Consider the following 25,786-nt stretch of genomic DNA (forward strand, 5'->3'; position numbering starts at 1 on the left):
GCCGCCACCGCACCCGCGGTGGCCCCGTGCCCGCATTCCGTCCACCCGCCCGCATTCCGTCCACCCACTCGGTTTCCGTCCCACCACACGCTCTATTCCAGGTGGTGGAACGGAAACCAGGTGCGGGGACGGAATGCGGCAAGGAGGTGCCCTCCGGTCCGCCGCTCAGCCGGCCCGGCCGCCGTCCCGCTCAGTCCAGGTTGAGGTAGACGGCCTTCGGATACAGGTAGCCCTCGACGTGCTCCCGGCCGCCCTTCCAGCCGTAGCCGCTCTGTTTGGTGCCGCCGAACCCGATCGACGGATCGAGCACGCCGTAGCAGTTGACCCAGATGGTTCCCGCATGCAGCGCCTGCGAGGCTTTGTGCGCGGTACCCAGGTTCTGCGTCCACAGGCCGCCGGCCAGGCCGTACGGGGTGTCGTTGGCGATCGCGATCGCCTCGTCGTGGGTGTCGAACGGGATCACCGTGGCGACCGGACCGAAGATCTCCTCGCGCGCGATCACCATGTCGTTGTGCGCGTTCGCGAAGACGGTCGGCTCGATGTAGAAGCCCGCCGACTTGTCGCCGCCGATCCGCTCGCCGCCGGCCACCAGCCGGGCCTCCCCGGAGCCGATCTCGATGTACTTGCGGACACGCTCGAGCTGCCGCTGCGAGATCAGCGGGCCGAGTTGCGACTGCGGGTCGAGACCGTCGCCGACGCGCACGGTCTTGGTGAACTCGCCCAGCCGGGCGACGAACTCGTCGTGGATCGAGCGCTCCACCAGGATGCGCGTACCGGCGACGCACACCTGGCCGGTGTTGGTGAAGACGCCCATCGCGGCGCCCGGCACGGCCTTGTCCAGGTCGGCGTCGGCGAAGACGATGTCCGGCGACTTGCCGCCGAGTTCCAGTTGCAGCCGCTTGAGGTTGCCCGCCGACGCCCGCACGATGCTCTGCGCGGTGCCGACCGAGCCGGTGAACGCGATGCGGTCGACGCCCGGGTGCTCGGCCAGGGCCGCGCCCGCCTGCGCGCCGTAGCCGGTGACCACGTTGATCACGCCGTCGGGCACCCCCGCTTCCTGCATCAGTTCGGCGACACGCAGCACCGACAGCGAGGCGTCCTCGGCCGGCTTGAGCACGGCCGTGCAGCCGGTGGCCAGCGCCGGGCCGAAGATCCACCACAGGCCGATGAGCGGCCCGTTCCACGGGATGACACCACCGACCACGCCGACCGGCGCCAGGTACTTGAGGGACAGGAAGTCGCCGGGCAGTGAATTCTGCGCCGGCGTGGCCGAGCCGGCCAGCGCGGTCTGACCGGCGTAGAACTGCAGCACCTGCGAGGTCCACTCCTTCAGGCCGCGGGTGCGGGCCAGGGGTGCGCCCATGTCCAGGGTCTCGATGGTCGCCAGTTCCTCGAAGTTGTCCAGCAGGACGTCGTGCACGCGGAGGATCAGCTTCCGGCGCTCGTGCGGGGTCCAGCGACTCCACTCGCCCTCGAATGCCGCGCGCGCGGCCGCGACGGCGGCGTCGACGTCGGCCGGGCCGCTCGCCGCGATGGTGGCGATCGGCGCACCGGTCGCCGGGTTGATCGCGTCGATGGTCTCCCCCGACGCGGCGGGCACCCATCGCCCGCCGATCAGATTCTTCTTCTCTCCCCCGACGAAGGCGGGGATCTGCACCTGCGCAGATGTCATGGGATCGGTCCCTTCTCGTTGTTCTCGATGATGTGCTCTTCCGGGTCAGTCGAAGACGAAGACGCCCTTGCCCGCGTCCTGCTTCTCGAACCAGGCGTAGGCCTCCACGGCCTGATCGACGGACCACTCGTGCGAGTACAGGGCGTCGACGGGCAGGTCGTGGGCGACGACGAAGTCGGCGCACCGCGCCTGCTCGACGGTCGACATGGTCCAGGAGGTCATCAGCGTCCACTGCTTCTTGTAGATCGCCTGCGTGGTGAACGAGACCTCGCCGGGCAGCCCGACGAAGACCGCCCGGCCGAAGGTGCCGAGCACCGACAGGGCGTCCTCGCCGGCGCGGCCGGAGGTGTCGATCACGACATCCGCGAGGCGGCCGCCGGTGAACCCGGACACCGCGTCGACGAGCGATTCCGAGCGGGAGTTGACGGTGAGCGCGGCCCCGAATCCGGCCGCGCCGGCCAGGCGCGCGTCGTCGACGTCGACCGCGATCACGGTGGCCCCGAGGGCCGCCGCGAACATGGTGGCCGAGAGCCCGACCGGACCCTGGCCGAAGACGACGGTCACCGTGTCCTCGACGCCGCCGGCCCGTTTGAGGGCGCCCCACGCGGTCCCGGTGCCGCAGCCGATCGCGGCGCCGGCCCGGTACGACAGCCCGTCCGGCATCGGCAGCAACGACGACGCCGGGATCACCGCGAGCGGGGCGTGGCCACCGTGAACGTGGACGGCCATGGTGGCCGCCGGCGCCGTCTCGCACATCTGCGGCCAGCCTTCGCGGCAGCGGCGGCAGTAGCCGCAGCCGTAGTAGTGGTGGACCATCACCCGGTCGCCGGGTTTCACCTGGCCCTCGGGTACCCCGGGCCCGACGGCGAGCACGTCGCCGCAGGGCTCGTGCCCCTGGATCACGTCGGCGCCGACCGGGAAGGTCCCGTGCACGAAGTGCAGGTCGCTGCCGCACATCCCGGAGGCCCGGATCTTGACCAGGGCCTCGCCGGGGCCGGGTTCGGGCTCCGGGAATTCACTCAGGGCGACGGTCCCGTCGCCCGGGAAGATGATGCCTTTCATCGATAACTCACTTCTCTCACTGTTCTTTACGCACAAAATATTATGTTTGAGTAGGGCTGTCCGGCGGATCGTCCGGAAGGTCAGCGCGCACGCAGCGCCGCGGTGGCGTCGTCATCGATCCGCAGGCCCTCCGGGTCGCGGTGCGGATCGCCGACCACCACGACGCCGTAGTCGCGGGCGGCGCCCGCCACACTCACGTATTCGTTGCGGACGTCGCGCAGCACGGCCCGCGGGTCGCGGGCGAACGGGTCGCCCCAGCCGCCGCCACCGTTGGTGAGGCAGCGCAGTACCGTGTTCGGCGCCGTCTTCCACACCGGCTCCTGCGCGAAGTAGTGGTAGACCCCGTTCTCCGGATCCAGCGCCTTGGTCTCCGGATCGAGGACGCCGGCCACCGGCACGCTGTCGCGGTAGTCGGCCGGGGCGGTACCGATCATCCGGCGCTCACCGTCGCGCGACGGGAAGAGCCACATGGCGCCGTTCGGGCCGGGGCCGCCGCCGTCGGCGCCGACGCCGCTGGGCTCCTTGGTGCGGAACGGCGAGAGATACTGCTGCGCCGCAGTGAACCAGAGCGCATCCTTCAGATTCGCCGCGCCACCCCGGTGCGTGCCGGGTCCGCCGGTGTCGATCGCGTGTTCCTTGCGCAGCACCACCACCGGCGAGTCGTGCTCGATGGTCTCGGTCGCCGGATCGAGATTGTTCAGGGTGAACAGCACCGTGTAGCTGTCGCCGTCTCCGGCCGCGGTGGCACCCCACGGGCCGTGCTCGCCGCCGCACTGGGTGGCGCTGGTCCAGAACCGGCCGTCGTCGGTGAGGCCGGACGCGTTGTGCGTGTTGGTCGAGCCGTAGTCGCCGGCCACCCCGCGCGCGCCGAGCACCGGATTCAGGGCATCGAAGATCGCCGAGACCACCGCCCCGGAGGCCTCCCAGAACATCATGATGCCGCCGTCCGGCGGCAGCGACGAGACGATCGAGCCGGGCGCGGTCACCAGGTCGATGTTCCGCCAGGTACCGGAGGTGAACGGCACCTTCGGGTCGAGCAGCATGGTCAGCGCCACCCCGACGGAGGTCTTGGCGTCGAGCACCCCGCAGTTGATACAGGTGCGGGCCTGCTCATCGGTGTCCGACAGGTCCACCTCGATGTCGTGCCCGCGCTTGCGCAGGGTCACCCGCACCCGGTATTCGAGCGTGTCGTCGAGACCGTCGGCGTCGATCAGCGCCGAGCCCGAGTAGTCGCCGTCGGGCACCAGCGCGATCGCCTCGCGCATCCGCTCGGCCGACGAATCGCACGCGTAGGTCATGGTGCCCAGGAAGGCGTCGATGCCGTACCGCTCGATGTTGCCGAGGATCAGCTCCTCGCCCAGGTTGAGCTGGGCGAAGATGCTCTTGAAGTCGGGCAGCAGCATGCCGCCCCAGCGCGTGTTGTCGAAGATCAGGCTGAACGTCCCGCGGACCGGCTCGCCCGCCGACCACAGCAGTATCGGCGGGATCACCAGGCCGTTCTCGAACACGTTCTGTTTGGTGGCCGAGAAGCCGCCGGGCACCGTGCCGCCCATGTCGAGCTGATGGGCGCACATGTTCACGAAGGCGACGATCCGGCCCTCGTGAAACACCGGCCGGATGAACGCGACGTCGTTCACGTGCCGGCCGCCGCGATACGGGTCGTTGCAGATCAGCACGTCACCGGGCTTCAGCTTGTCCGGACCGTACTCGGCGACGGTGTTGCGCACCGCGTCGCCCATGGTGCCGAGGAAGACCATCAGGCTGTTGGACACCACCGCCATCGGGTAGTCGTGCTCGGCCGGACCGCTGATGGTGCAGGCGAAGTCGTACCAGTCGCGGATGATCGGCGAGAACGCCTCGCGCATGAAGCCGGCCGACATGTGCTCGACGACGTAGTCGAGACGGTTGCGCAGCACCGAGGCGGTGAACCGGTCGCAGGCGTAGCGCGCCGCGAACTCGTCGTCGGTCAGCTCGCGGATCGGGGTGTCGGTCGCGGGTTCGAGTGTGCTGGTCATGATGCGTGGTTCCTCCGGATGACGAGTTCGCCGTGGCGGCCGACGGTGGCGTGCTGGCCTGCGCCGACGTGGGTGGTCGAGAGATCTTCGTTGACGATCGCGGGGCCGGCGATCACGTCGCCGGCGCGCAGTCGGGTCCGGTCGTAGACGTGGGCGACCTGCCGCCCGTCGCCGTCGGCCAGGTCGCCGAGGTAGCGCAGGATACGGGTGCCGTCCGGCTCGAGCGGATCGGCCGGGTCACGTTCGGGCAGTTCCGGATAGCTCACCTTCTCGGTCGCCAGCACGGCCCGGATGCGGAAGGTGACGCCCTCGACCGGGATCATCTCGAACCGATTGCCCGACCGCTCCTGATAGGTGTCGTGGAAGGCGTTCACCATGGTGACGACCGCGGCCTCGTCGAGCGGGCCGTCGGGCACCGGCACGAACGGCGTCTCCCAGCTCTGGCCTGCGAGGTGGGCGTCCATGCTGCGGTGCAGCGTCGCCGCCTCGGCACCGTCGCCGATCTGCGCGCGGATCTCCCGCTCCATGTCGGTGAAGATCGCGTCGATCTTCGCGGCGTTGGCGCCGTCGAGCATCAGGTAGGCGCTGCGGTTGACGGTGTACACCTGGTCGGCCGACAGCAGCCCGAGAGCGGAGAACAGGCCCGGGCTCGGCGGCACGATCACCTGCGCGCAGCGCACGGCGTCGAGCACCGCGGGCAGCAGCATCGGCCCGGCGGCGCCGAACGCCATCAAGCTGTAGTCGCGGGGGTCGACACCGTTCTTGATCGCCACGTTGAACAGGCCCTCGGCCATGTTGTGCACGGCCATCTCGTAGGCGTACCGGACCCGCTGGGCCAGCGTGAACGACGAGTCGAGCCCCTCGAAGGCGCGCTGCGAGAGCGCGCGGTCGATCCGCACCTCGCCGCCGGCGAAGCCCTCCGGGTCCAGGATGCCGATCATCAGGCAGGTGTCGGTGGTGGTCGGCGCGGTACCGCCGCGGCCGAAGCAGGCGGGGCCGGGTTCGGCGCGGGCACTGTCCGGACCGACCAGGATCTCGCCCTGCCGCCCGATGTGCACGATGCTGCCGCCGCCCGCGCCGATGCTGGCGACGTCGTTGGCGAGGGCGTCGACCACCAGGTCGTGCTCCAGCTCGAACGACGTGTTGACGCGCGGTTCACCGTCGGTCACCACGCTGATGTCGCAGGAGGTGCCGCCGACGTCGGCGCACAGCAGGTGCCGGAGACCGATGAGGTCGCCGAAGTGCGCGCACGCCACGGTTCCGGCCGCCGGGCCGGAGAAGACGATCCGGAACGGCCGCTCCATCGCGTGCCGCGCGGGCACCAGCGTGGCCGCGCAGTCGGCGAAGTTGAGCGCTCCGCCGAAGCCGAGTTCGGCCAGACCGGCATCCAGCCGAGCCGTGTAGTCGGTGTAGATGATCTTCATCAGGGTGTCGACGACGGTGGTCGACGCCCGCGCGTACTCCTTGGCGAGCGGCGAGACCTCGCTGGAGATCGACACCGGCACGTCGCCCAGGATCTCCCGGACCAGTTCGCGCAGCCGCACCTCGTGCGCCGCGTTGACGTAGGCGTTGATCAGGCAGATCGCCACGCCGGTGACACCGCATGCGCGCAGCACCTCGATCTCGGCGCGGGCCTGCTCCTCGTCGAGCTCGAACAGCACCTCACCGGAGGCGAGCATCCGCTCGCGGATGCCGCGGCGCAGATACCGGTCGACGAGCGGCTGTGCCGCGTCGCCGAAGCTCCGCCGCCAGCCCGGATCGAGGATCGCATCGGCCGGCCGCCAGACCCGTCCCATGTCGAGGATGTCGCGGTGACCTTCGGTCGCCAGGAAGCCGATCTTCGGCAGCTTGCGGGTGATGATGGCGTTGAGGCCGTGCGTGCTCGCGTGGTTGAACACGCCGGACGCCTCGACGCCGAGCCGCTCGGCGCCGGTCAGCACCGGCGCCGCGACATCGCCGTACTCGGTCGAGACCTTGGTGGTGTGGATCCGTCCGTCACGCCAGCCGACCACGTCGGTGAACGTTCCGCCCACGTCTACTGCAATCACGTCTGTTACTCCTCTGCGGGTTACTTGTCGTCGTCTTCGGGGCCGCGCTCAGACCAGGTCGACCAGCAGCGTGATCGGTCCCAGCCGGTTGGCGGGTGTGCGCTCGAGCGAGTGCAGGCACTCGCCGCATTTCACGACGGTCACCCACCCCTCCTCGCCGACCAGGTCGTAGCGGGCGAGTGCGGTCGCGCCGCAGCGCGGGCAGGTTCCGTCGACCGGCTCCCGGACGGTCGATGGCTGGGGTCTGCTCATGGGGGCTCCTCGTGTGTGATCTCGGCGGCGAAGAAAGCCGCCGTGTGGTGCACGACACGCTAGGAATCCGGGGATCGGGCACACAATCCCGTATGCGCATGACCATCCGGATTGCGCACCGTCGGCCGCGATGCGCAGCCGGATGTCCCGGATGCGCACGGCCGCGGCGGCCGGCACCTGGGCAGCGGACCCTCGCGGTGCCACACTGGAACCTGTGACCGGCCTCACTGAGAGGAGCTGAGCGTGCCGAACATCGGCCATGACATCCCGGTCGTCCACCGCGAGATCAAATCCGCCGATCCCGACGAGGTGCACGACCACGTCGCCGCGACCTTCGCCGACCACGAACTGATCCTCGGCAGGCCCGAGGTGCGGTTCCGGCTCGACGCCGCGGTGACCGGCGGCGTCACCGTCGGCCGCATGGCGTACGGCGCCCAAGCCCGGCTGAACGGTCCCGCGATGCGGGAGTGGTACCACGTGAATCTGCTGGTCTCGGGCCGGTGCGCCGTCGCGCAGCGCGATAAGCACGCGTCGTTCTCGGCGGAGAACGCGCCGTCGGGGGTGGTCTTCGGTCCCGACGATCCGGTGGTCATCGACTGGAGCCGCGATGCGGCGCAATACCACCTGAAGCTGCCCCGCGAGGCGTTCGAGGCGCACGCCGCCCGCCTGGCCGGGCAGTCGGCGCCGGCCGCGATCGACTTCGATCTGACGTTCCCGCTCGATTCACCGGCGGGCAAGTCGCTGTCGTCGTCGGTCGCCTTCTACTATTCCCAGCTGGCGCATGAGGGCGGGATCTCCACGATGCCGATCGTGCAGCGCGAACTGGAGTCGGCGCTGATGACGCAGGTGCTCCTGGTGGCCCACAGCAATCTCACGCCCCGTCTGCTGCGCAGCGACGTGGCGCCCACCGACGACGCGGTCCGGGCCGCGATCGAGCACATCGACCGGCACGCGCGGCACGACATCACCATCGCCGGGCTGGCCGAGCTCAGCGGCATGTCGGTGCGCGGCCTGCAGAACGGATTCCGGCGGACCGTCGGCGTCACCCCGTCGGAGTATCTGCGCAACACCCGGCTCGACGGCGCCCGCGCGGATCTGCTCGCCCGGGACGGCGAATCGGTCAGCGCGGTCGCCCAGCAGTGGCACTTCTTCCATCTCGGCCGGTTCGCCCAGCACTATCGCGCGCGTTTCGGCGAGACCCCGTCGCAGACCTTCCGCGCTCGGTGACGGGCGCCACCTGTCCAGAGACTTGGACAGGTGGATCACACCTTCTCGACCACACTCGACCGGTAGACACGCTCCCGCGCAGGCCGGGAGGGCGGCGCGCGCCGTCTACCGCGAGTCGAGAGGAATCCCCCCATGAAGCCCACTCGCAGCCGCCGGAGCCTCCGGTCCCGCCTGGCCGTCGCGTCCGTCGCGGTCGCCACCGTCGCGGGCCTGGTGACGACCGCCGCACCGGCGCCCCGCGCGGACGCCGAGCCCACCGTTTCGACCGCACCGAATCCGGCGCCCGCTCGCGGTCCGCAGTTCCTGCTGGTCGGTGCCATGGGCACCCCCGCCATCACCGTGTTCCGCGCCCACGGACCGCGGCTGACCAAGGTCGGGCGGGTCGAGACCGGCCAGCTGGGCTCGATGGGCGTCGTACCCCATCCGAACGGCAGATTCGTCTACACCTCGGGCTCGGTCTCCGGCACCCTGCGCGGCTACCGCATGCATCCGAACGGCACCATGACGCCGCTGCCCGGTTCGGCGAAGAACCCCGGCCCGGTCACCGGCATCGTCTACAGCCCGGACGGCAAGTATCTGTTCGCCACCGTCGGCATGCCGAACACCACCGTCGTCACCTACCGGGTGCACGACGACGGCTCACTGAGCCGGCACAGCGCCACCCCGATGCGGGCGCCGATCAGCACCCTCTCCATTCCGGTCGTCTCTCCGAACGGCAAGTTCTTCTACGCGCCCAGCTTCCTCGGCATGTCGATGGAGGGATTCCGGATCACCGATGGCAGGCTGTCGCCGATCGGCGACGTCAAGATGCTGACCGGTCTCTCGCCGGCCCTCCCGACGATGACGCCCGACGGCAAGTTCCTCTACATCGGCAATGAGGAATCGTTCGACATGAACATCTGGCGCGTCCGCAAGGACGGCACGCTGGAAGACCGCGGCCGCACCTTCGTGGGCGTGATTCCGCACGGTTCGGTGATCACCCCCGATGGCAAGTTCATGTACTTCCCCCTGGTCGGCGGCGGCCAGGTGCAGGGCCGCCGGGTTCTCGCCAACGGCGGGCTCGCGCCGCTGCCCGGCGCCACCGCCGCGGTGCCCACCGCCGGGCGGGTGGTGCTCAGCAACGACGCGAAGTGGCTCTACGTCGTCAGCGTGACCGGAGCGCACGGCACCGCCGAGGTCACGTCGTTCCGGATCATGCGCAGCGGCGCACTCCGGCGAGCGGGCGGCCCGTTCGACACCGGCCTCTACTTCCACGACGGCGCGACGGCGAACATGGTCGCCCCGGGCGCCTGATCGGCGGAAACGGCACCACCGCACCCAAAGGGTCGCTATATTATGCGTAATTCTGAGAGCGGGCGACGCGACGACGCAGCACCACGCCGTCAGTGAAGGGACCCACACATGAAGGCCGGCAACACCCTCACCCCGGACGATCTCCGGCCGGAGATCGAGGTCTCGTGGCGGCGCTCCCGCCTCTACGGACTCACCCGGGAGACCCCGCCGGCGCTTCGCGTCAAGAAGCCCGGGTGCCGCGGCTCGCTCCAGCGCGCCGCGGACCCGGTCTTCGACCGGCTGGACCAGGAGTTCAGCGGTGCGCCGCTGATCGCCACCCTGGCCGACGGCGAGGCGCGGATCACCGACCTGCGCACCACGCATCCGACCGCGCAGGACGCCATCGCGTCGATCGGACTGCGCCGCGGTGTGGAGATGGCGGAGGACGTCGTCGGCACCAATGCGATCGGCACGGTCCTGGAGACCCGGATTCCGCTGATGCTGCACGGCACGGACCACTTCGCCCATGCGTTCTCCCAGTTCACCTGCTTCGGCTACCCGGTGATCCACCCGGTGACGCATCGCCTGGAGGGCGTGCTGAACGTCGGCGGCTCGTCCACCCAGGACGACCGGTTCTTCGAGCCGATCGCCCGCACGCTGGTGCACGACATCGAGAAGCAGCTGGCCCTCAACTCCCCCGCGGCCCAGCAGGAGCTGCTCGCCGCGTTCCACCTGGCCGCGGCGGCGAGCGACGATCCCGTGATGGTGCTCGGCGAGGGACTGACCCTGGCGAGCCCGGCCGCCCTCGACCTGCTCGATCCGGTGGCCCATGCCGCGCTGCGCGCCACCGCCGAATCCTCCCCCGACATCGGCGACCACACCCTGCTCCTGACCTCGGGGGAACTGCTGCGTTTCCGGTGCCGTCCCGTCGCGGGCAGCAACGGCGTCCTCGTCGACTTCCTCGACTGCCTCCCCACCACGGCTCGGGCGTCGACCCGGTCCGACGAGCTGGCCACCGGCCCGCTGCTCATCTGCGGGGAGACCGGCACCGGGCGCACCACCGAGGCCACCCGGATCGCCGGCGACGACCACCTGGTGCTCGACGCCGCCGACGTCGTGCGCGACGGCGAGCGCGAGTGGGCCGGCCGCGCCCGGCACGAGCTGACCCGCGAGCACGGCGTGCTGGTGATCGAGAACGTCGACCTCCTCGGCGACTGCGTCGCCACCGTGCTGTCCCGGCAGATCGGCGAGAGCCGCCGTCGGCTCGTCCTCACCGCGACCGGCCGCGACCGGGTGCACCCGGGCCTGCTCAGTGTCTGCGACAGCCGTCGCGAACTCGTTCCGCTGCGGCGCCGGCGGCAGGACGTCCCCGGTCTGGCCACCCGGATGCTGGCCGACGAGGCCGGGACCGCCCCGGTCCGGCTCACTCCGCAGACCCTGCGTGTCCTGGCGGGCGGCACGTGGCCGGGGAATCTCAGTGAACTGCGCCGGGTGATCCGCACCGTCGCGCAGACCCGCTCGGCCGGCGACATCACGCCCGCCGACCTGCCCGAGGCGTACCGCCGCGTCGGCGCCCCGCTGTCCGCCTTCCAGCTCGCCGAGCGCGACGTGATCGTCTCCGCCATCGAGGCCGCCGGCGGTAACAAGCTCCGCGCCGCCCGGGCCCTCGGCGTCAGCCGCTCCACCCTCTACAACCGGATGCGCGCCCTCCGCATCACTCCGTGACGGTCGAGACGGGCCCCGAAGCCCGTTGAACCGGGCGGCCCCCACAGCCCGTTGAGCCGGACAGACCCCCACCGCCTGTTGAACCGGGCAGGCCCCCCACAGCGCGATGAACCGGACGGTCCCCACAGCCCGCCGGACCAGACAGACCCCACGGCCCACTGAACCGAGCAGGCCCCCACAGCCCGCTAAGCCGGACCCCCAGCCCGTTGAGCCTGGCGGGCCCCCCACAGCGCGCTGAACCAGACGTGTCCCCACAGCCAACTGAGCCGGACAGGCCCCCTTCAGCCCGTTGAGCCGGGCAGGCCCCCCAGGGGCCTGCCCGTGTCGAAACGCCGCTCTAGAAACCCCGGCCGCTCATCGCATCCAGGATCACCGACACGTCGTCGACGCCGCCCAGGTGGAACACCGCCTCGACGACCGCGTCCGCCGCGGCGTCGCTCACCACGCCCTCGACGTTGTGCCGGAATTTCGCGATCAGCTCCGCGTCGGTCATGTACGTCGACGGGTCGGGCGAGGGCGAGCCCTTCGGGTAGGCGCGTTCGGCGACGAACTCCCGCCCGCGCGCCCGGACCGCGACCCGCGAGGCGCGCGCGGCCGGGTCCTTCGCGAGCGCGGCGGCATGGTCGGGGTGCGGCGCGAATTCGCTGCGCTCGGTGAGCGCGAGCACCGACGGGTCCTGCACGATCTCGGGCGTTTGCCAGGCCTTGCCCGGCGGGATCCGGTGCGCCGCCATCGCCAGTCCGTGCGTCATCGAGAACTGGGCGTCGCGCGGGTTGGTGATGGTCTCGTTGACCCAGGTCGGCTGCTGGACGAAGCTCTCGCCCCACGCGGTGATGCCGTCGATCTCGCCGGGTGCGAGGTCGTTGTCCTCGACGATCTCGATGAGCCCGTCGAAGATCGCGTGCATCACGCGGCAGTGCGGGTACGGCTTGAACGACTGGAACGGGGTGAACATCCACGTACTGCCGAGCCGGTCGGTGATCGTCGCCGGCTCCCAGCGCGTGGTGCCGATGAAGCGCGGGAAGCCGTACTCGCGGTCGTCCAGTATCAGCCGATCGCCGGTGTGCCCGGACTCGGCGAGGTGCGCCGCGGTCAGCCCGGTCAGCGCCATGCCGCCGGCCAGCTGATACTTGATGGTGGTGGCAGGGGCGTGCATCATCCAGGCGCGCTGGGCGTTCACCGGCGCGGTGCTGCCTGCGATGCCGAGGGCATCGGCGGTCGTCTCGGTGCTCAGGCCCATCACCTTGGCGATCGCCGCGGTGCCGCCGAAGATCGTGCTGCTGTATCCGATGACGTCGGGGATACGGACCGCGCCGTCGACGATGTCGCGCAGATAGTCGGTGCACTTGCCGATCCGGAACGACATCTCATGGGACAGGGCGATCGCTTCCAGGAGGCGTGCGCCGGAGACCTTGTGCGCCTCGGCCATCGCGAGCGCGGCCGGCACCACGTACGGGGTCACGTGACCGGGCGGCAGCACCGCGTCCTGATCGAGCGCGTTCACCAGCTCGGCGTTGGCGAAGGCCGCCCCGATCGGCGACAGCTTCTCCCCGGTGCCGATCACCGACGACCGCGGATCGGTGCCGCCCAGCACGCGGCCGTAGGCGACGCCGCGCTGGGCGCCCTCGTCATCGAGCGAGGCGGCCGCGCAGCCGAGGGTGTCGAGCAGGATCCGCTGCGATTCATGAACCACGTCGGCGGGCAGCCGCTCGGCCGTCGTCTCCGTGGTGAACTCCGCGAGCGCGTCGATCAGGGTTGTCATGACGAGATCCCTTCGGCAGGAGGCGAATTATTTAATATTATGCACTATCTATCATCTCGCGCGCCACACCTTCACCCGCCGACGGAGCCCGCCCCAGTCGGGTGCGGGCTCCGTGGTGCGATCGGCCGAGCGACGTCAGAAGCGGCCGCCCGCATCGACGAGATGCTTGGATCCCGTCACATAGCGGCTGTCCTCGGAGGCCAGGTAGAGCACCGTCGACGACACGTCGTCCGGGCTCAGCGCCGGCGGCTCCATCGGCAGCTTCACCAGCGTGTGCGCCGCCACGTCGAAGTCGGCGCGGGTCGGATTCGCCAGGTCCGGCCGGAAGGCCCGGAAGGTCGGCTCGTTGATGATCATCTCGGTGTCGACCAGCGTCGGGTGCACGGTGTTCACCCGGATGCCGTGCGGCGCGAACTCCGTCGACAGCGACTGCATCAGGCCGACCAGCCCGGCCTTGGCCGCGGTGTAGTGCGCGATGTTCGCGTTGCCGATCTCCGACGCGAGCGAGCTGATCAGGATGACCGATCCGCCGCGGCCGCCGTCGATGATGTGCGGTACCGCCGCCTGCACCGTCTTGAACGAACCGGTCAGGTTGATGTCGATCATCGTCTGCCAGGTGTCCTCGCTCATCTCCAGCGCGGGCACCAGGGTGTGGATGCCCGCGTTGGCGACGACCACATCGAGCCGGCCGAAGCGGTCGACGCCCGCGGCGACCGCGGCACGCAGCGCATCCAGGTCGCGCACATCGGCCGCTGCCGCGACCATCTCGCCGCCGGCCTCCTCGACGGCCACTACCGTCTCCGCCAGCTGACCCGGACGGGCCGTGGCGTACGGCACCGTCTCGACCTGCTCGGTGATGTCGACACCGATGATCCGCGCGCCCTCGCGCGCCAGCCGCACCGCGTGGCTGCGGCCCATGCCGCGCGCGGCACCGGTGATGAAGGCGACCTTGCCGTCCATGCGTCCCATGCCGGTCCCTCTCAGTGCCGGTGGGCGATGACGCCGCGGATGTTCTTGCCCTCGACCAGGTCGTCGTAGCCCTGATTCACCTCGTCGAGCGTGTAGACGTGGCTCACCAGTTCGTCCAGGTGCAGGTCGCCGTGCCGGTACATGCCGAGCAGGCGCGGGATGTCGGTCATCGGGTTGCAGTCGCCGAAGTTGGTGCCTTTGATGTCCTTCTTGTAGAGGGTCATCACCGTGCTGGGCACGTGGACACCGCGGGCGTCGAGCGTGTTGAGGCCGGTCAGCACGATGATGCTGCCCTTCCCCGCGGCGTCGAAGGCCTCGTTGACGAGTTCCTCGGTCACCAGGCCGGCGGTGAGGATCACCTTGTCCGCGCCGTTGCCGTTGGTATCGGCCCGGGCGATCTCGGCCGCCTCCTCCATCGTCCCGAACGCGTGGGTGGCGCCCATCTTGATCGCGAAGTCACGCTTGTTCGAGAGCGGGTCGACGGCGATCAGGTTCTTGGCTCCCGCCATCCGGGCACCCTGCACCGCGTTCGCACCGATCCCGCCGATGCCGGCGACGATCACCGTCTCGCCGGGCCGCACGTTCGCGGCGTTGACCGCCGAACCCCAGCCGGTGGGGACACCGCAGCCGACCAGCACGGCCTTGTCGAGAGGCAGATCGTCGTCGATCTTCACCACCGAGGCCTCGGAGATGGTGCCGTACTGGGAGAACGTACCCAGCATGCACATCGCGCCGATGTCCTCACCGCCCTTGCCCTGGAACGGGAAACGGCCGTCGGGCAGGTAGCCCTCCAGGATGGTGGCACCCATGTCGCACAGCGGCTGCTGCCCGGTGGAGCACCAGTGACACTTGCCGCAGCTGGGGATGAACGAGCAGACCACGTGGTCGCCCGGCTTCACGCGGGTCACGCCGACGCCGACCTCCTCGATCACGCCCGCGCCTTCATGACCGAGCACCATCGGCAGGCGCGCCGGCAGGTCGCCGTGCTGGATGTGCAGATCGGAGTGGCACATGCCGGAGTATTCGTAGCGGATCAGTACCTGCCCGACACCCGGCGCGACCACTTCGAGCTCTTCGATCTCGATGGGCTTACCGGGTTCGCGGATCACTGCGGCCTGGGTCTTCATGGTGGATTCTCCTTGGATGAGGGTGGATCGGGCTCGCGACGCGACGTCGTGCCGCGGCGCGAGAACAGGACTGGGGGAAGCCGGTCCCGGTCAGAGCTTGAGGAAGACGGCCTTCTCCTCGGTGAAGTGCTGGTACCAGTCCGGCCCGAATTCGCGGCCGAGGCCCGACTCCTTGAACCCGCCGAACGGCATGGTCGGATCGAGCTGCAGGTAGGTGTTGATCCACACCGTGCCCGCCTGGATCTGCCGGGCGACGGTGTGCGCGCGGGACACGTCGCGGGTCCACACGGCAGCGGCCAGGCCGTAGGTGGTGTCGTTGCCCTGCAGCACCGCGTCGTACTCGTCGCTGAACGGGATCACCGAGACGACCGGACCGAAGATCTCCTCCTGGGCGATCCGCATGGAGTTCTCGACGCCGTCGAAGACCGTCGGCCTGACGAAGTAGCCGGGCCGGTCGAGCGTCTCGCCACCGGCCTTGGCGACGGCCCCCTCGGCCTTGCCGACCTCGAAGTAGCTCTGCACGCGCTCGAACTGGGCCTTGTTGGCGAGCGGGCCCATCGTGGTGGCCGGGTCGAGCGGATCACCCATGGTCAGCGAGTCGGCCGCGCCGGTGAGGGCGTCGACCACCTCGTCCTTGACGTCGCGCTGCACGAACAGCCGCGTGCCGGCGACGCAGACCTGGCCGGTGATGGTCGCGAAGCCGGCCAGCGAGTTCGCGATCGCCGCATCCATGTCGGCGTCCGGGAAGATGATGTTCGGCGACTTGCCGCCCAGTTCGAGGGTGACTCGCTTGAGGTTGGTCCGGGCCGAGGCCTCCAGGATGCCGCGGCCGGTGCCGACCGAACCGGTGAAGGTGAGCTTGTTGATCCCGTAGTGGTTCGCCATCGGGGCACCGACCTCGGGGCCGAAGCCGGTGAGCAGATTGAACACGCCGGGCGGGAAGCCGGCCTCGGTGATCAGTTCACCGAGCCGGATCGCGGTGAGCGGAGTGCTCTCGGCCGGCTTGAGGATCATAGTGTTCCCGGCCGCGAGCGCCGGGCCGATCTTCCAGCTGGCGGCGGTGAGCGGGGCATTCCACGGGATGATCGCGCCGACCACGCCCAGCGGCTGCCGCAGGATGTAGTTGAAATTGCCCGGGGCGCTCGGTGCGGTGGAGCCGAAGACCTGCTGGACGGCGCCGGCGTAGTAGTAGATCGATTCGATCGCGACCTGGACGAATGCCTGCGCGGTACCGATCGTCATGCCGTTGTCGAGCGTCTCCAGTTCGGCGAGCTCGTCGAGGTTCTCCTCCATCAGGCCGGCGAGGTTGCGCAGCAACCGGGCTCGCTCGCCGGGGGCCATCTGCGGCCACGGGCCGCTCTCGAAGGCCGCCCGCGCCGCGGCCACGGCGGCGTCGACGTCTTCCGGGCCGGCCTCGGCGACCGCGCCCAGTACCTGCTCGGTGGTCGGGTTGACGGTCTCGAAGGTCTTTCCGGACTTGGCGGGCACCCACCGTCCGCCGATGAGCAGCGAGTCGGACGAGCGGTCATCGAGCCATGCCTGAACCTTCGGGCTGCGGGCCTGGTTCGGGGCGGCGGTGGTGACGGTCATGGGGTCTCCTTGTTCGTCCCCGCGGGAGCCGCGGGAAGCCTGGCGATCGGGTTCGGGTGAGAGTGACTAGCGTCACGTCTTATCGTATTCAGTATACGATTGAATGTCGAGAGGGGCGTTCAAAATGGTGCATCGGTGCGAATTCAGGCGCCGACGGTGATCTCCTGCCCGGTCAGATTGCGGCTCTCCGACGAGGCGAGGAACAGGATGGTGTCGGCCACCTCGCCCGGTTCACCGTCCCGGTCGAAGCGCCGCTTGGCCCGGTACGAATCGACGTATTCGGGCGCGACGCCGGCGGTGAGCCGCTCGTTCCAGATCAGACCGGGCAGGACCGCGTTGACCCGGATGCCGTGCGGGGCGCCCTCCGCGGCCAGCGCGTGGGTGAGACCGAGCACGCCGCCCTTGGCCGCCGCGTACGACACCTCACCGAACGGCGCCGGATCCCGGGCGGCGAGCGACGAGATGTTCACGATCGCCGGTGCCGGAGAGTCCAGGAGCAGCGGCCACGCCTGGCGCGCGTGCAAGAAGTGCGAAGTGAGCGATGCCCCCAGCACGCGCTGCCACACGTCCAGCGGCGTGTCGGGAAAAGGAGCGAGCTGATTGAGCCCGACGCTGTTGACCAGCACGTCGAGTCCTCCGAAACGCTCGCGGTGCGCGTCGAAGAAGCGTCGCACCTGCGCTTCGTCGGCAGCGTCGACCGCCTGCGCGAACACCCGGTCGGCGCCGAACTCCCCCGCCATCTCCGCGGCGAACCGGTCCAGCCGCCGTTTACTGACATCGGAGAAGGCCACGCGGGCGCCCTCGGCCAGCAGCCGCCGGACCACCTCGCCCCCGATACCGGCGCCGGCCGCGGCGTTGACCACCGCGACCTGTCCGTCGAATCGCCGCGTCATGGTGTCGTCTCCTGCGTCTCAGCGGTGGTGAATCGGTACTCGTCCGGGTCGGCCCGGCGGGTCATCCGCCACCAGTCGACGACGCGCCAGGGGTTGGCGACCAGCACGCGGCCCCGCGAGTTCCGGTAGTAGGTGTCGAACCCGGGGTGGCTCCAGATCATCCCGGAATGCGCCGCGTCGACGTCGTCGTTGTAGCGCCGGGCGACTTCGTCGCGGACCTCGACCGAGGTCGCGCCGTCGGCGAACATCTCGCCGAGCACGCTCATCGTGTAGCGCATCTGGCATTCCAGGTAGTAGATGAGGCTGCCGCCGTGCCCCGCTTGGGTATTGGGCCCGTACAAGCAGAACAGGTTCGGAAAGTCGGGGATCGTGGTGCCCAGGTAGGCGTTGGCGTCGTCGTCGCCCCACTGTTCCTTGAGCGGAACCCCGGACCGGCCGGTCAGTGTCAACGACGACAGGAAGTTCACCACGTCGAACCCGGTCGCGTAGACGATCACGTCCACCTCGTGCAGGCGGCCGTCGGCCGTCTTCACACCGTCCGGGACGATCTCGGTGATCGCGTCACCGACCAGCTCGACGTTGTCCCGCCGCAGTGTCCGGTACCAGCCGTTGTCGAGCAGGATCCGCTTGCCGAACGGCGGATAATTCGGCACCACCTGCTCGATCAGATCGTCCCGGCCCTCGAGTTCGGACTCGATGTAGCGGGTGAAGAAGCGGCGATGGCCGTCGTTCGCGGCGTTGATCGCGCGCTCGGGATGCGGCCACTCCGGATCCACCTGCAACGCCGAATACAGCGTGTCGTTGAGCACCCAGGCCAGGCGCTGCCGGTACCAGGCGCGGTAGAGCGGAACCTCGCGAAGCAGGAAGCGCACCGGATCGGGCACCGGAGTGCGGAACTTCTCGAACGGCGCCACCCAGTGCGCGGACCGCTGGAACACCGTCAGCGACGCCACTCGCGGCGCGATCGCCGGCACGATCTGCATGGCCGACGCGCCGTTGCCGATCACCGCGACCCGCTTGTCCGTCACATCGAAGTCCGGCGACCACAGCGAGGTGTGCACGGTCTCGCCCGCGAAGGTCTCCCGGCCCGGGATGGCCGGGTACTTCGGATTGCCGAACGCGCCCACGCAGCTGATCACGATGTCGGCCGAGAGTTCCTCGGGAACCCCGTCGGGCCCGACGACGGTGGCGTACCACCGCTGGGCGGCCTCATCCCATGCGGCGGCGGTCACCTCCGTGCGCAGCCGGGTGACCGAGGCGAGATCCCAGTCCCGCCCGACCTGCTGCAGGTAGTCGTGCAGTTCGTCGCGGGTGGCGTAGTAGTACGGCCAATCCGAGGTGGCGGCGGCGAATTGATAGAGGTGACTCGGCACGTCGACGCCGCACCCCGGATAGCGGTTGTGCCACCAGGTTCCGCCGATCTGCTCGCCACGTTCGATCACGGTCACGTCGATACCGGCCTTGCGGAGGTCGTGCGCGGCCAGCATGCCGGAGATGCCCGCGCCGATCACCAGTGCCGAAAAACCTTCCGGTGCGGCCGGGACGTTCGCCAGCCACTGCGGGTCGCCACCGAGCGCTGCCATGTCGTCGGCGATCATCGGGCCGTACTCGTCGGGCACCGGCTCACCGATGCCCACCGACAGCATCCGCCGGTACAGCTCATCATCCGGCTGCTCGATCACGACCGGCGCGCCGTCGTACCAGGCGACGATGGCGTCGGCCGCCGCGGACCGGATCTCGGACTGGATCGCTTCGGGCAGCCCGCCGGTGTCGTTCTCACTGAGCCCGCGGCCGCGCGTCGGCAGATAGGGCTCCGCCAGCCACGTGAGGTCGCCGGTGAGCTGCACCAGGACCATCAGCAGCGTCGGCACGTTCGCGTCGCCGATCGCCTCGTGCACGATCGCGGCGAATTCCGCGGACTCCGGGCGCACGGTGTCGGTGGTCGTCGTCATGCGTTTCCCCTCCCTCAGCCGTTGACCAGTCGGTCGCGGCCCTGCCAGTACCGCGCTTTGACGTCGCGGCGCACGATCTTGCCGGTGCCGGTCTTGGGCAGGGCGTCGACGAACTCGACGCTGCGCGGCCGCTTGTACGGCGCGATGCGGTCCAGGCACGCCTGCTCGATCTGCTCGACGGTGACCTCCGCACCCGGGCGCAGCGAGACCACGGCGTGCACGGTCTCGCCCCAGCGCTCGTCCGGAATCCCGACGACGGCCACCTCGTCGATGCCCTCCAGCCGGTAGATCGCGTTCTCCACCTCGGTCGGGTAGACGTTGAAGCCGCCCGAGACGATCATGTCCTTCTTGCGATCGACGACGTGCAGAAAGCCCTCGCGCAGCGCGCCGACGTCGCCGGTCGCCAGCCACCCGTCGTCCAGGATCGTCGCGGCCGTCTCGTCGGGCAGGTTCCAGTACCCGGCCATGCGCGCATCGCCGCGCAGCTGGATCTCGCCGGGCTCACCGGGCGGCACGTCCCGCCCGTCGGCGTCGACCAGTCGGTACTCGACGAAGGGACTGACCCGGCCCGCCGACGCCAGTCGGGCCGGCACCTCGGCCGCCGGGTCGAAGACGTGGTCCTGTTTGGTGAGATAGGTGTTGAACGGCATCTCGGTGAGGCCGTACGACTGCAGGAAGACCGCCCCGAGGAGGCGGAAGGCGCGCGCCAGCCGATCCGGCGCGATCGGCGAGCCGCCGTAGACCACGGTGTGCACACTCGACAGGTCGTGGGCACCGGCATCCAGAACCGGCAGCATCATGTTGATCATGGTGGGCACCAGCGGCAGCACCGTCGCACGGTGCCGGGCGACGATCTCCACGTACGTCTCGGCCGTGAACTCGCCGACCGGAATGTGCCGTGCGCCGCGCAGGAAATACGCCATCATCGCGTAGCCGGACAGGTGGGTGATCGGCGCGACGTGCACCAGTACGTCCGCGCTCGACGCTCCGGGCAGTTCGACCAGCATGTTCCGCAGAATCGCGAGCAGGCTGCGGTGGGTGTGCATCACGCCCTTCGGGCGGCCGCTGGTTCCGGAGGTGTACGGCAGCCAGACCAGATCGCCGGGCGCGACCTCGACCTCCGCCGCCGGTACCGCACCGAACAGGGCGTCGAAGGCGACCACCCTAGGGTCGTCGCTCGGGTCGAATCCGGCGATCACGCCGGTGAAGCCGTTCAGCTCGGGCAGGAGCGCGGTGAGCCGGTCGTCGTCGGCGATGATCATCGCCGCCCCGCAGTCGTCGGCGATCTCGGCGACCTCGCGAGGGTGCAGACGGTAGCTCAGAGCCGCGCGGACGTAGCCGCCGATCGCGAGCGCGTGGTCCAGGATCATGGCCTCTGCCCGGTTGGTCGTCAGGATCACCACCCGATCGCCCTTGCCGAGGCCGTGCGCCTGTAGTCCGGCGACCAGGCGGCCGGCCCGTTCGCCCAGTTCCGCGTACGTGATGGTCGCGCCCGCCACGTCGACGATCGCCGGGAGGTCCGCGTATTCCCGGTATCCCCGTCGCAGGACCCCGGCCACCGTCGGCCCCACTCCGTGCTCCGCCATGTCAACCGCCTCTCATTTCATATACCGTATACGTTTACCGGAATGCGAGCGAGGCCACAAGGGGCCGAGCGCTCCGGATCGGCTACAGTATTCGCATTCGTGAGGCGGGAGGGGTCGACGTGCAGCACAAGGTGACGTTGCCGAGCAGTCTCCAGCAGATCGCCGCCGAGGAGATCCGCCGCCGCATCTTCGCTCGCGAGCTGAAGCCCGGCGCCCGGATCGAGCAGGAAGCGCTCGCCGAGGAGATCGGCATGAGCAAGATCCCGGTCCGCGAGGCCATTTCGGCGCTGGTCACCGAGGGGCTGGTCGAGATCTTCCCGCGACGCGGGGCCTTCGTCGTCGAGATGTCGCCGCAGGACATCGAAGACCACTACTGGATGCTGGCGCACATCTCCGGCCGCGCCGCCGCGCGCGCTGCCGAAACCATCTCCGACGAGACGCTCGCCCGCCTCGAAGAGAATCTCGCCGACATGGAGGCCGCGCACGACGAGGACGAGCGCAGCCGACTCGGCTTCGCCTTCCACGCGGCCATCAATCAGGCCGCCGGCTCCCGCCGGATGAACAGCGTGCTGCGCATGCTCGGCAGCCCGGTCCCGACCGATCTGTACGAAGCCCGGACCGACGGCGACGACGCCGACCACGACCATCACGAGATCCTGGCCGCACTGAAAGCGCACGACCCCGAGCGGGCCCGCGCCGCGATGGAGCGGCACTTCATCACCGGTGCGACCGCGGCGCTGCGCGCCCTCGAGCGACAGGGCTTCTGGGACACCGCCGCCGAACCGGCACCGCGGCGGAGGGGTCAGAGCGCGCGCAGCTGACGCACCCGCTCGGCGAACGCGCGGCGCGAGACGTCCGCGTCCGGCACGATCCACTCGTACGAATGCGGAACACCCGCCATCACTCGCAGGTCGCAGCAGACACCGGCGGCGGTCAGTCGTTCCGCGTAGGCCACCGCCTCCGCACGGAAGATGTCGAGCTGCCCCACCTCGACGTAGGCGGTGGGCAGGCCACTCAGGTCGCGGCAACGGGCGGGCGCCGCGGCGAAAGGCACGTTCGGCGCTCCGCGCGCCGCGCCGAGCAGCGCGTCCCAGCCGGTGCGGTTGTCCTCGACGGTCCAGACCGCGGCGTCGCCGATCGCTTCGTCCGGCGAGGCCGTGCGGTCGTCGAGCATCGGATAGATCAGCAGTTGCCGGGCGATCCGCGGACCGCCGCGCTCTCGGGCCAGGAGAGTGACGCCCGCCGCGAGGCCACCACCCGCGCTCTCCCCGACGATCCCGAGCCGATCCGGGTCCGCGCCGGACTCGGCGAGCGCACACAGTGCCGCGTACGCGTCCTCCACCGGAGCGGGATACGGACACTCCGGCGCCAGCCGGTAGTCGACGGCGAGAAGCGGAATCCCGCTGAGGTCCGCGTACGTGGCGATCGCCCGGTCGGTGGCGGCCACGGATCCGAGGATCATGCCCCCGCCGTGCAGGAACAGCGCTGCCGGCCCGCCCACCGGCGAGGAGCCGCCGGGCCGGTACCAGAGCGCGGGAAGATCCACGCCGTCGGCGGCCCGTACCACCGTGGGCTCGCGAAGCACCGCGCGCCGTTCCGGCAGGGCGCCGTCGAGACGCCGCAGGAACGCTCCGATCCGGTCCCGGCGCGTACGCCAGTCGCCGACCGGAGGCGGGGTACTCGCGGCCAGCGCGCGCATCAGGCCGCCCGCAGCGGCACCCCACTCGGGATCAAAAGGAATTCGGGCCACCTACGACGGTATACAGTATGTCGGATGGCGGCGCCATTCAGTCGGTGTGCGACCGGCGGGCCGCATACAGGGCCTCGTACTGATCCTTCATCTCCTGCGCTTCGGCCTGCTGCTTGTAGGTCCGCGGCGAATCGCCGAGGCCGTGCTTCTGGAGTCGGCGCACACGGTTCTGGTCCATGTACGACCCCGAGAAGATCAGCGCCAGACATACCGCGAGCAGCACCATCAGCGCCCGCACCCAGATCGGACCGGTCGGGAACGCGAAGAACATCATCAGATACAGCGGCAGAAAGCTGACCTGAGACCGGAACAGGTGGCGGGCGACCGCGTGCGGACCCATCAGGTCGTTCGCGACCCAGTCCCGCTTGCTGTCCGGCAGCTTGGCGCCGTACACGTAGCCGATCCATTGAACGGGGTTGGGCCGACTGCTCATGGCGGCGTCCTCTCATTTAAGTCGTGCGCTATCGAATACGACACAACCTATCACCCTATTCAATCGTGCGCTATTCAATCGCGGTAGGATGTGAGCCATGACAACCGAGGTCGCCCTGGACGGAAACCCGCTGCTGCTCGACCGGCAGGTGTGCTTCGCCCTGGCGGTCGCCAACCGCTCGGTGCTGAAGATCTATCGGCGGCTGCTCGATCCGCTCGGCCTCACCCACCCGCAGTACCTCGTGATGCTGGCGCTGTGGGAGCACGACCATCTCGCCGTCAAGGATCTCGGCGCCCTGCTGCAACTCGACTCCGCGACGCTGTCACCGCTGCTCAAGCGGCTGGAGGCGAACGGACTCCTCCAGCGGCGACGGCGTGACGACGACGAGCGCAGCGTCGACATCGTGCTCACCGACGCCGGGCTCGCCCTGCGCGAGGAGGCCCTGAAGATCCCCGGCCAGGTGGTCGCCGCCCTGGGCGTGGGCCTCGACGACCTCCTGGAACTCCACGCCGTGCTCACCAAGGTGAACGCCGCGGCCCTGCGCGCCGAAGCCACCCCCGCGGGGTGACCTCCGGCCGGCCGCGGACCGGCAGAATGGGCGGCGTACCCGGACGCGATGATCGGCGAGGAACGACATGACGACCCGAACCGACCACCCCCTGAACCGGCAAGGAACGACATGACGACCCGAACCGACCGCCCCCTGAGCCGGTGAGGAACGAAGTGACGAACCGAGTCGAAGGGTCCGGCGCCCCATCCGACGACGACCCGGACAGTGCAGGCGCCCTCCTCCCCGGCGCCGTCGACGCCCGTTTCACCCTCGCCTCCGAACGCACCGTCCTGGCGTGGCTGCGGACGGCCCTCGGTCTGATGGCGGCCGGTGTCGCCGTCCTGCATCTGATCGACCCGTTCGGCAACGCCGCAGCGCGAGTCACCCTCGGCAGCGCCCTCGTGGTGATCGGCGCACTGACCGCGGTCATCGGCATCGCGCGCTGGCGCATGGTCGACGCCGCCCTCAAACGCGGCGGCCCACTCCCCGGTCCGTGGCCGATCTATCTCCTGGCCGCTCTGCTGGTGCTGACCGGACTCGGTTTCGTCGTGTGGCACTGACCGCGCCGGCCACCCACGATCTTCGGCGCGTCGATCAGCGATCCCGGTAGACGAACCGCGCGACCTGCGCGTACGACACCCGTTCGGCGGCGGCCGGACTGACCCGGCCGAGCATGTCGTACACGCGGGCGTCAGCCCCGATCACCACGCGACGACGGCCCCGAAACGTGGCCTCGATCATCCGGTGCGCGGCCTTGGGCGCGGCCATCGCGAAGTTCCGGGCGAGCACTTCGGGAGTGCCGAGGGTCCGTGCGCTCTCGGCGACCAGACCGGTCCAGACGGTACCGGGCAGGGCGGTCGTCACCGTCACCGAGGACCGGGCGTTCCGCAGGTCCTGCGCGAGGCCGTACCCGAACTGCGCGACCGCCGCCTTCGACGCCCCGTACACGGCGGCACCGGGCACCGGCACCATCGCGGCCAGGCTCGACGTCACCATGATCACACCCCGGTCCGGCCGGCCATCGAGCACCGGCAGAAACGCCCTGGTCAGCTCGACGGTCCCGTAGAAGTTGACGTCGACGATCGTTCGTATCCGCGCCTCGTCGATCCCGCACGCGGTCTCAAAACCCTGGGCGATCCCGGCGATGTTGAACAGCCCGTCCACTCTCCCGTGCGCGGCGAGCACCTGGGCGGGCAGCGCCGCACACGCCTCCCGATCCGCGACGTCCAGCGTGTGCGTCGAGAGCCGATCGCCCGTTCGCGCGTCGTCGACGAGCCGCGCCAGAGCGCCGGCGTCGAGGTCGGCGGCGGCCACCCGCGCCCCGCGCGCGAGGAGTTCGACGGCCACGCAGCGCCCGATCCCGTTGCCCGCACCGGTCACCACGAAGACGCCGTCCGGGCGCGGTAGGTGCCGCCGTCGTCCTCGCATGCCCGCGCCCGTCAGGGGTGGCCGACGCCGACGTCGCCCGCCACCGGGCGGCTGAGCGCGGTGAGGAAGCCCCGTGCCCCGGCGTTCGCCATCGGCGCGATCAGGCCGGCCGTTCCGGCCGCCGTCCGCCCGCCGCGGACGATCGGATGCTCGATCCCGGACTCCTCGGCGAAGCGGGTGCTGATCATCGGTGAGTGTCGAGATGCAGCGGAGATTAGCAGCGCTACCCCCGGAAGTCTGACAGAACATAGTAGTGCCCCATAAGGTGGTGTAACTCGGTGGCCGAGATCGTCTCCGACTTCGTGTCGGGACGGACGTAGAGCGGCCACCGTGTGATCCTTCGAGTCAACCGTCTAAAGAATCCTCGAACGGAGTCATCACGATGACCGCACCTCATATTGTCGACCCTGCAGGCCTGCTTGGCCAAGCCCTCGCCGACGCGTCACCGGATCTGATGCGCGAGCTGCTGCAAA

At 69.8% G+C, this 25,786-nt stretch carries 22 protein-coding genes; 6 read left to right on the forward strand and 16 right to left on the reverse strand.

What is annotated here, in order from left to right; translation table 11 throughout:
* Positions 1–190 precede the first annotated feature (190 nt).
* From ACSEEN_RS04660 to ACSEEN_RS04680, 5 genes are all read right to left on the reverse strand, one after another.
* Entirely contained in the window at positions 191–1,672 is a 1,482-nt protein-coding gene (locus tag ACSEEN_RS04660; RefSeq protein ID WP_440712474.1) for an aldehyde dehydrogenase family protein, read from the reverse strand.
* 45 nt (positions 1,673–1,717) lie between these two features.
* The gene (locus ACSEEN_RS04665; RefSeq protein WP_440712475.1) at positions 1,718–2,734 is read right to left on the reverse strand and encodes an alcohol dehydrogenase catalytic domain-containing protein; all 1,017 of its coding nucleotides are present in this window, start codon (positions 2,732–2,734) and stop codon (positions 1,718–1,720) included.
* A gap of 80 nt (positions 2,735–2,814) precedes the next feature.
* Positions 2,815–4,749, reverse strand: coding sequence for a hydantoinase B/oxoprolinase family protein (locus ACSEEN_RS04670; RefSeq protein WP_440712476.1), 1,935 nt, complete (start codon positions 4,747–4,749; stop codon positions 2,815–2,817).
* On the reverse strand, positions 4,746–6,797 hold the full coding sequence (locus tag ACSEEN_RS04675) for a hydantoinase/oxoprolinase family protein (protein ID WP_440712477.1): 2,052 nt from the start codon (positions 6,795–6,797) through the stop codon (positions 4,746–4,748). The genes ACSEEN_RS04670 and ACSEEN_RS04675 overlap by 4 nt, the downstream gene beginning before the upstream one ends.
* Positions 6,798–6,845: 48 nt before the next feature.
* A complete protein-coding gene (locus tag ACSEEN_RS04680) occupies positions 6,846–7,049 on the reverse strand; it encodes a hypothetical protein (RefSeq protein ID WP_440712478.1) in 204 nt (67 codons plus the stop codon).
* A gap of 243 nt (positions 7,050–7,292) precedes the next feature.
* On the opposite strand from ACSEEN_RS04680, the gene ACSEEN_RS04685 reads away from it, so the two are divergent.
* From ACSEEN_RS04685 to ACSEEN_RS04695, 3 genes are all read left to right on the forward strand, one after another.
* Positions 7,293–8,276, forward strand: coding sequence for an AraC family transcriptional regulator (locus ACSEEN_RS04685; RefSeq protein WP_440712479.1), 984 nt, complete (start codon positions 7,293–7,295; stop codon positions 8,274–8,276).
* Between the two features lie 132 nt (positions 8,277–8,408).
* Complete coding sequence (locus ACSEEN_RS04690; RefSeq protein WP_440712480.1) at positions 8,409–9,569, forward strand: lactonase family protein; 1,161 nt, start codon at positions 8,409–8,411, stop codon at positions 9,567–9,569.
* Positions 9,570–9,677: 108 nt separating this feature from the next.
* On the forward strand, positions 9,678–11,273 hold the full coding sequence (locus ACSEEN_RS04695) for a sigma-54-dependent Fis family transcriptional regulator (RefSeq protein WP_440712481.1): 1,596 nt from the start codon (positions 9,678–9,680) through the stop codon (positions 11,271–11,273).
* A 337-nt stretch (positions 11,274–11,610) separates the two neighbouring features.
* On the opposite strand, the gene ACSEEN_RS04700 is transcribed toward ACSEEN_RS04695, so the two are convergent.
* The 7 genes from ACSEEN_RS04700 to ACSEEN_RS04730 form a co-directional block, all read right to left on the reverse strand.
* Entirely contained in the window at positions 11,611–13,035 is a 1,425-nt protein-coding gene (locus ACSEEN_RS04700; RefSeq protein ID WP_440712482.1) for an MmgE/PrpD family protein, read from the reverse strand.
* Between the two features lie 135 nt (positions 13,036–13,170).
* Positions 13,171–14,004, reverse strand: a complete 834-nt coding sequence (locus ACSEEN_RS04705) for a mycofactocin-coupled SDR family oxidoreductase (protein ID WP_440712483.1) — start codon at positions 14,002–14,004, stop codon at positions 13,171–13,173.
* A gap of 11 nt (positions 14,005–14,015) precedes the next feature.
* A complete protein-coding gene (locus ACSEEN_RS04710; RefSeq protein WP_440712484.1) occupies positions 14,016–15,131 on the reverse strand; it encodes an NDMA-dependent alcohol dehydrogenase in 1,116 nt (371 codons plus the stop codon).
* A gap of 90 nt (positions 15,132–15,221) precedes the next feature.
* Positions 15,222–16,721: an aldehyde dehydrogenase family protein gene (locus ACSEEN_RS04715; protein WP_440712485.1), complete on the reverse strand. Its 1,500-nt coding sequence runs from the start codon at positions 16,719–16,721 to the stop codon at positions 15,222–15,224.
* Positions 16,722–16,864: 143 nt separating this feature from the next.
* Positions 16,865–17,614, reverse strand: coding sequence for an SDR family NAD(P)-dependent oxidoreductase (locus ACSEEN_RS04720; RefSeq protein ID WP_440712486.1), 750 nt, complete (start codon positions 17,612–17,614; stop codon positions 16,865–16,867).
* Positions 17,611–19,566, reverse strand: a complete 1,956-nt coding sequence (locus ACSEEN_RS04725) for a flavin-containing monooxygenase (RefSeq protein WP_440712487.1) — start codon at positions 19,564–19,566, stop codon at positions 17,611–17,613. The genes ACSEEN_RS04720 and ACSEEN_RS04725 overlap by 4 nt, the downstream gene beginning before the upstream one ends.
* A gap of 14 nt (positions 19,567–19,580) precedes the next feature.
* Complete coding sequence (locus ACSEEN_RS04730) at positions 19,581–21,152, reverse strand: class I adenylate-forming enzyme family protein (protein WP_440712488.1); 1,572 nt, start codon at positions 21,150–21,152, stop codon at positions 19,581–19,583.
* A gap of 119 nt (positions 21,153–21,271) precedes the next feature.
* Here ACSEEN_RS04730 and ACSEEN_RS04735 point away from each other — a divergent pair, with 119 nt between their 5' ends.
* Positions 21,272–21,973 (forward strand): GntR family transcriptional regulator, encoded by a 702-nt coding sequence (locus ACSEEN_RS04735; RefSeq protein ID WP_440712489.1) that lies wholly within the window; start codon positions 21,272–21,274, stop codon positions 21,971–21,973.
* Here the strand turns inward: ACSEEN_RS04735 and ACSEEN_RS04740 are convergent.
* Together ACSEEN_RS04740 and ACSEEN_RS04745 are read right to left on the reverse strand one after the other, a co-directional pair.
* Positions 21,955–22,902, reverse strand: coding sequence for an alpha/beta hydrolase (locus ACSEEN_RS04740; protein ID WP_440712490.1), 948 nt, complete (start codon positions 22,900–22,902; stop codon positions 21,955–21,957). The two genes, ACSEEN_RS04735 and ACSEEN_RS04740, sit on opposite strands and share 19 nt — an antisense overlap.
* 37 nt (positions 22,903–22,939) lie before the next feature.
* Positions 22,940–23,335: a DUF5313 family protein gene (locus tag ACSEEN_RS04745; protein ID WP_440712491.1), complete on the reverse strand. Its 396-nt coding sequence runs from the start codon at positions 23,333–23,335 to the stop codon at positions 22,940–22,942.
* Positions 23,336–23,432: 97 nt separating this feature from the next.
* Between ACSEEN_RS04745 and ACSEEN_RS04750 the strand changes: the two genes are divergently transcribed.
* Entirely contained in the window at positions 23,433–23,903 is a 471-nt protein-coding gene (locus ACSEEN_RS04750; RefSeq protein ID WP_298444901.1) for a MarR family winged helix-turn-helix transcriptional regulator, read from the forward strand.
* 155 nt (positions 23,904–24,058) lie between these two features.
* Positions 24,059–24,445 (forward strand): YidH family protein, encoded by a 387-nt coding sequence (locus tag ACSEEN_RS04755; protein ID WP_440712492.1) that lies wholly within the window; start codon positions 24,059–24,061, stop codon positions 24,443–24,445.
* A 34-nt stretch (positions 24,446–24,479) separates the two neighbouring features.
* On the opposite strand, the gene ACSEEN_RS04760 is transcribed toward ACSEEN_RS04755, so the two are convergent.
* Positions 24,480–25,313: an SDR family NAD(P)-dependent oxidoreductase gene (locus ACSEEN_RS04760; protein ID WP_440712493.1), complete on the reverse strand. Its 834-nt coding sequence runs from the start codon at positions 25,311–25,313 to the stop codon at positions 24,480–24,482.
* A gap of 11 nt (positions 25,314–25,324) precedes the next feature.
* Positions 25,325–25,501 (reverse strand): hypothetical protein, encoded by a 177-nt coding sequence (locus tag ACSEEN_RS04765; protein WP_440712494.1) that lies wholly within the window; start codon positions 25,499–25,501, stop codon positions 25,325–25,327.
* Positions 25,502–25,786 lie beyond the last annotated feature (285 nt).

Origin of the sequence: Gordonia marina (assembly GCF_052036135.1) — a bacterium.
Lineage (GTDB): Bacteria > Actinomycetota > Actinomycetes > Mycobacteriales > Mycobacteriaceae > Gordonia.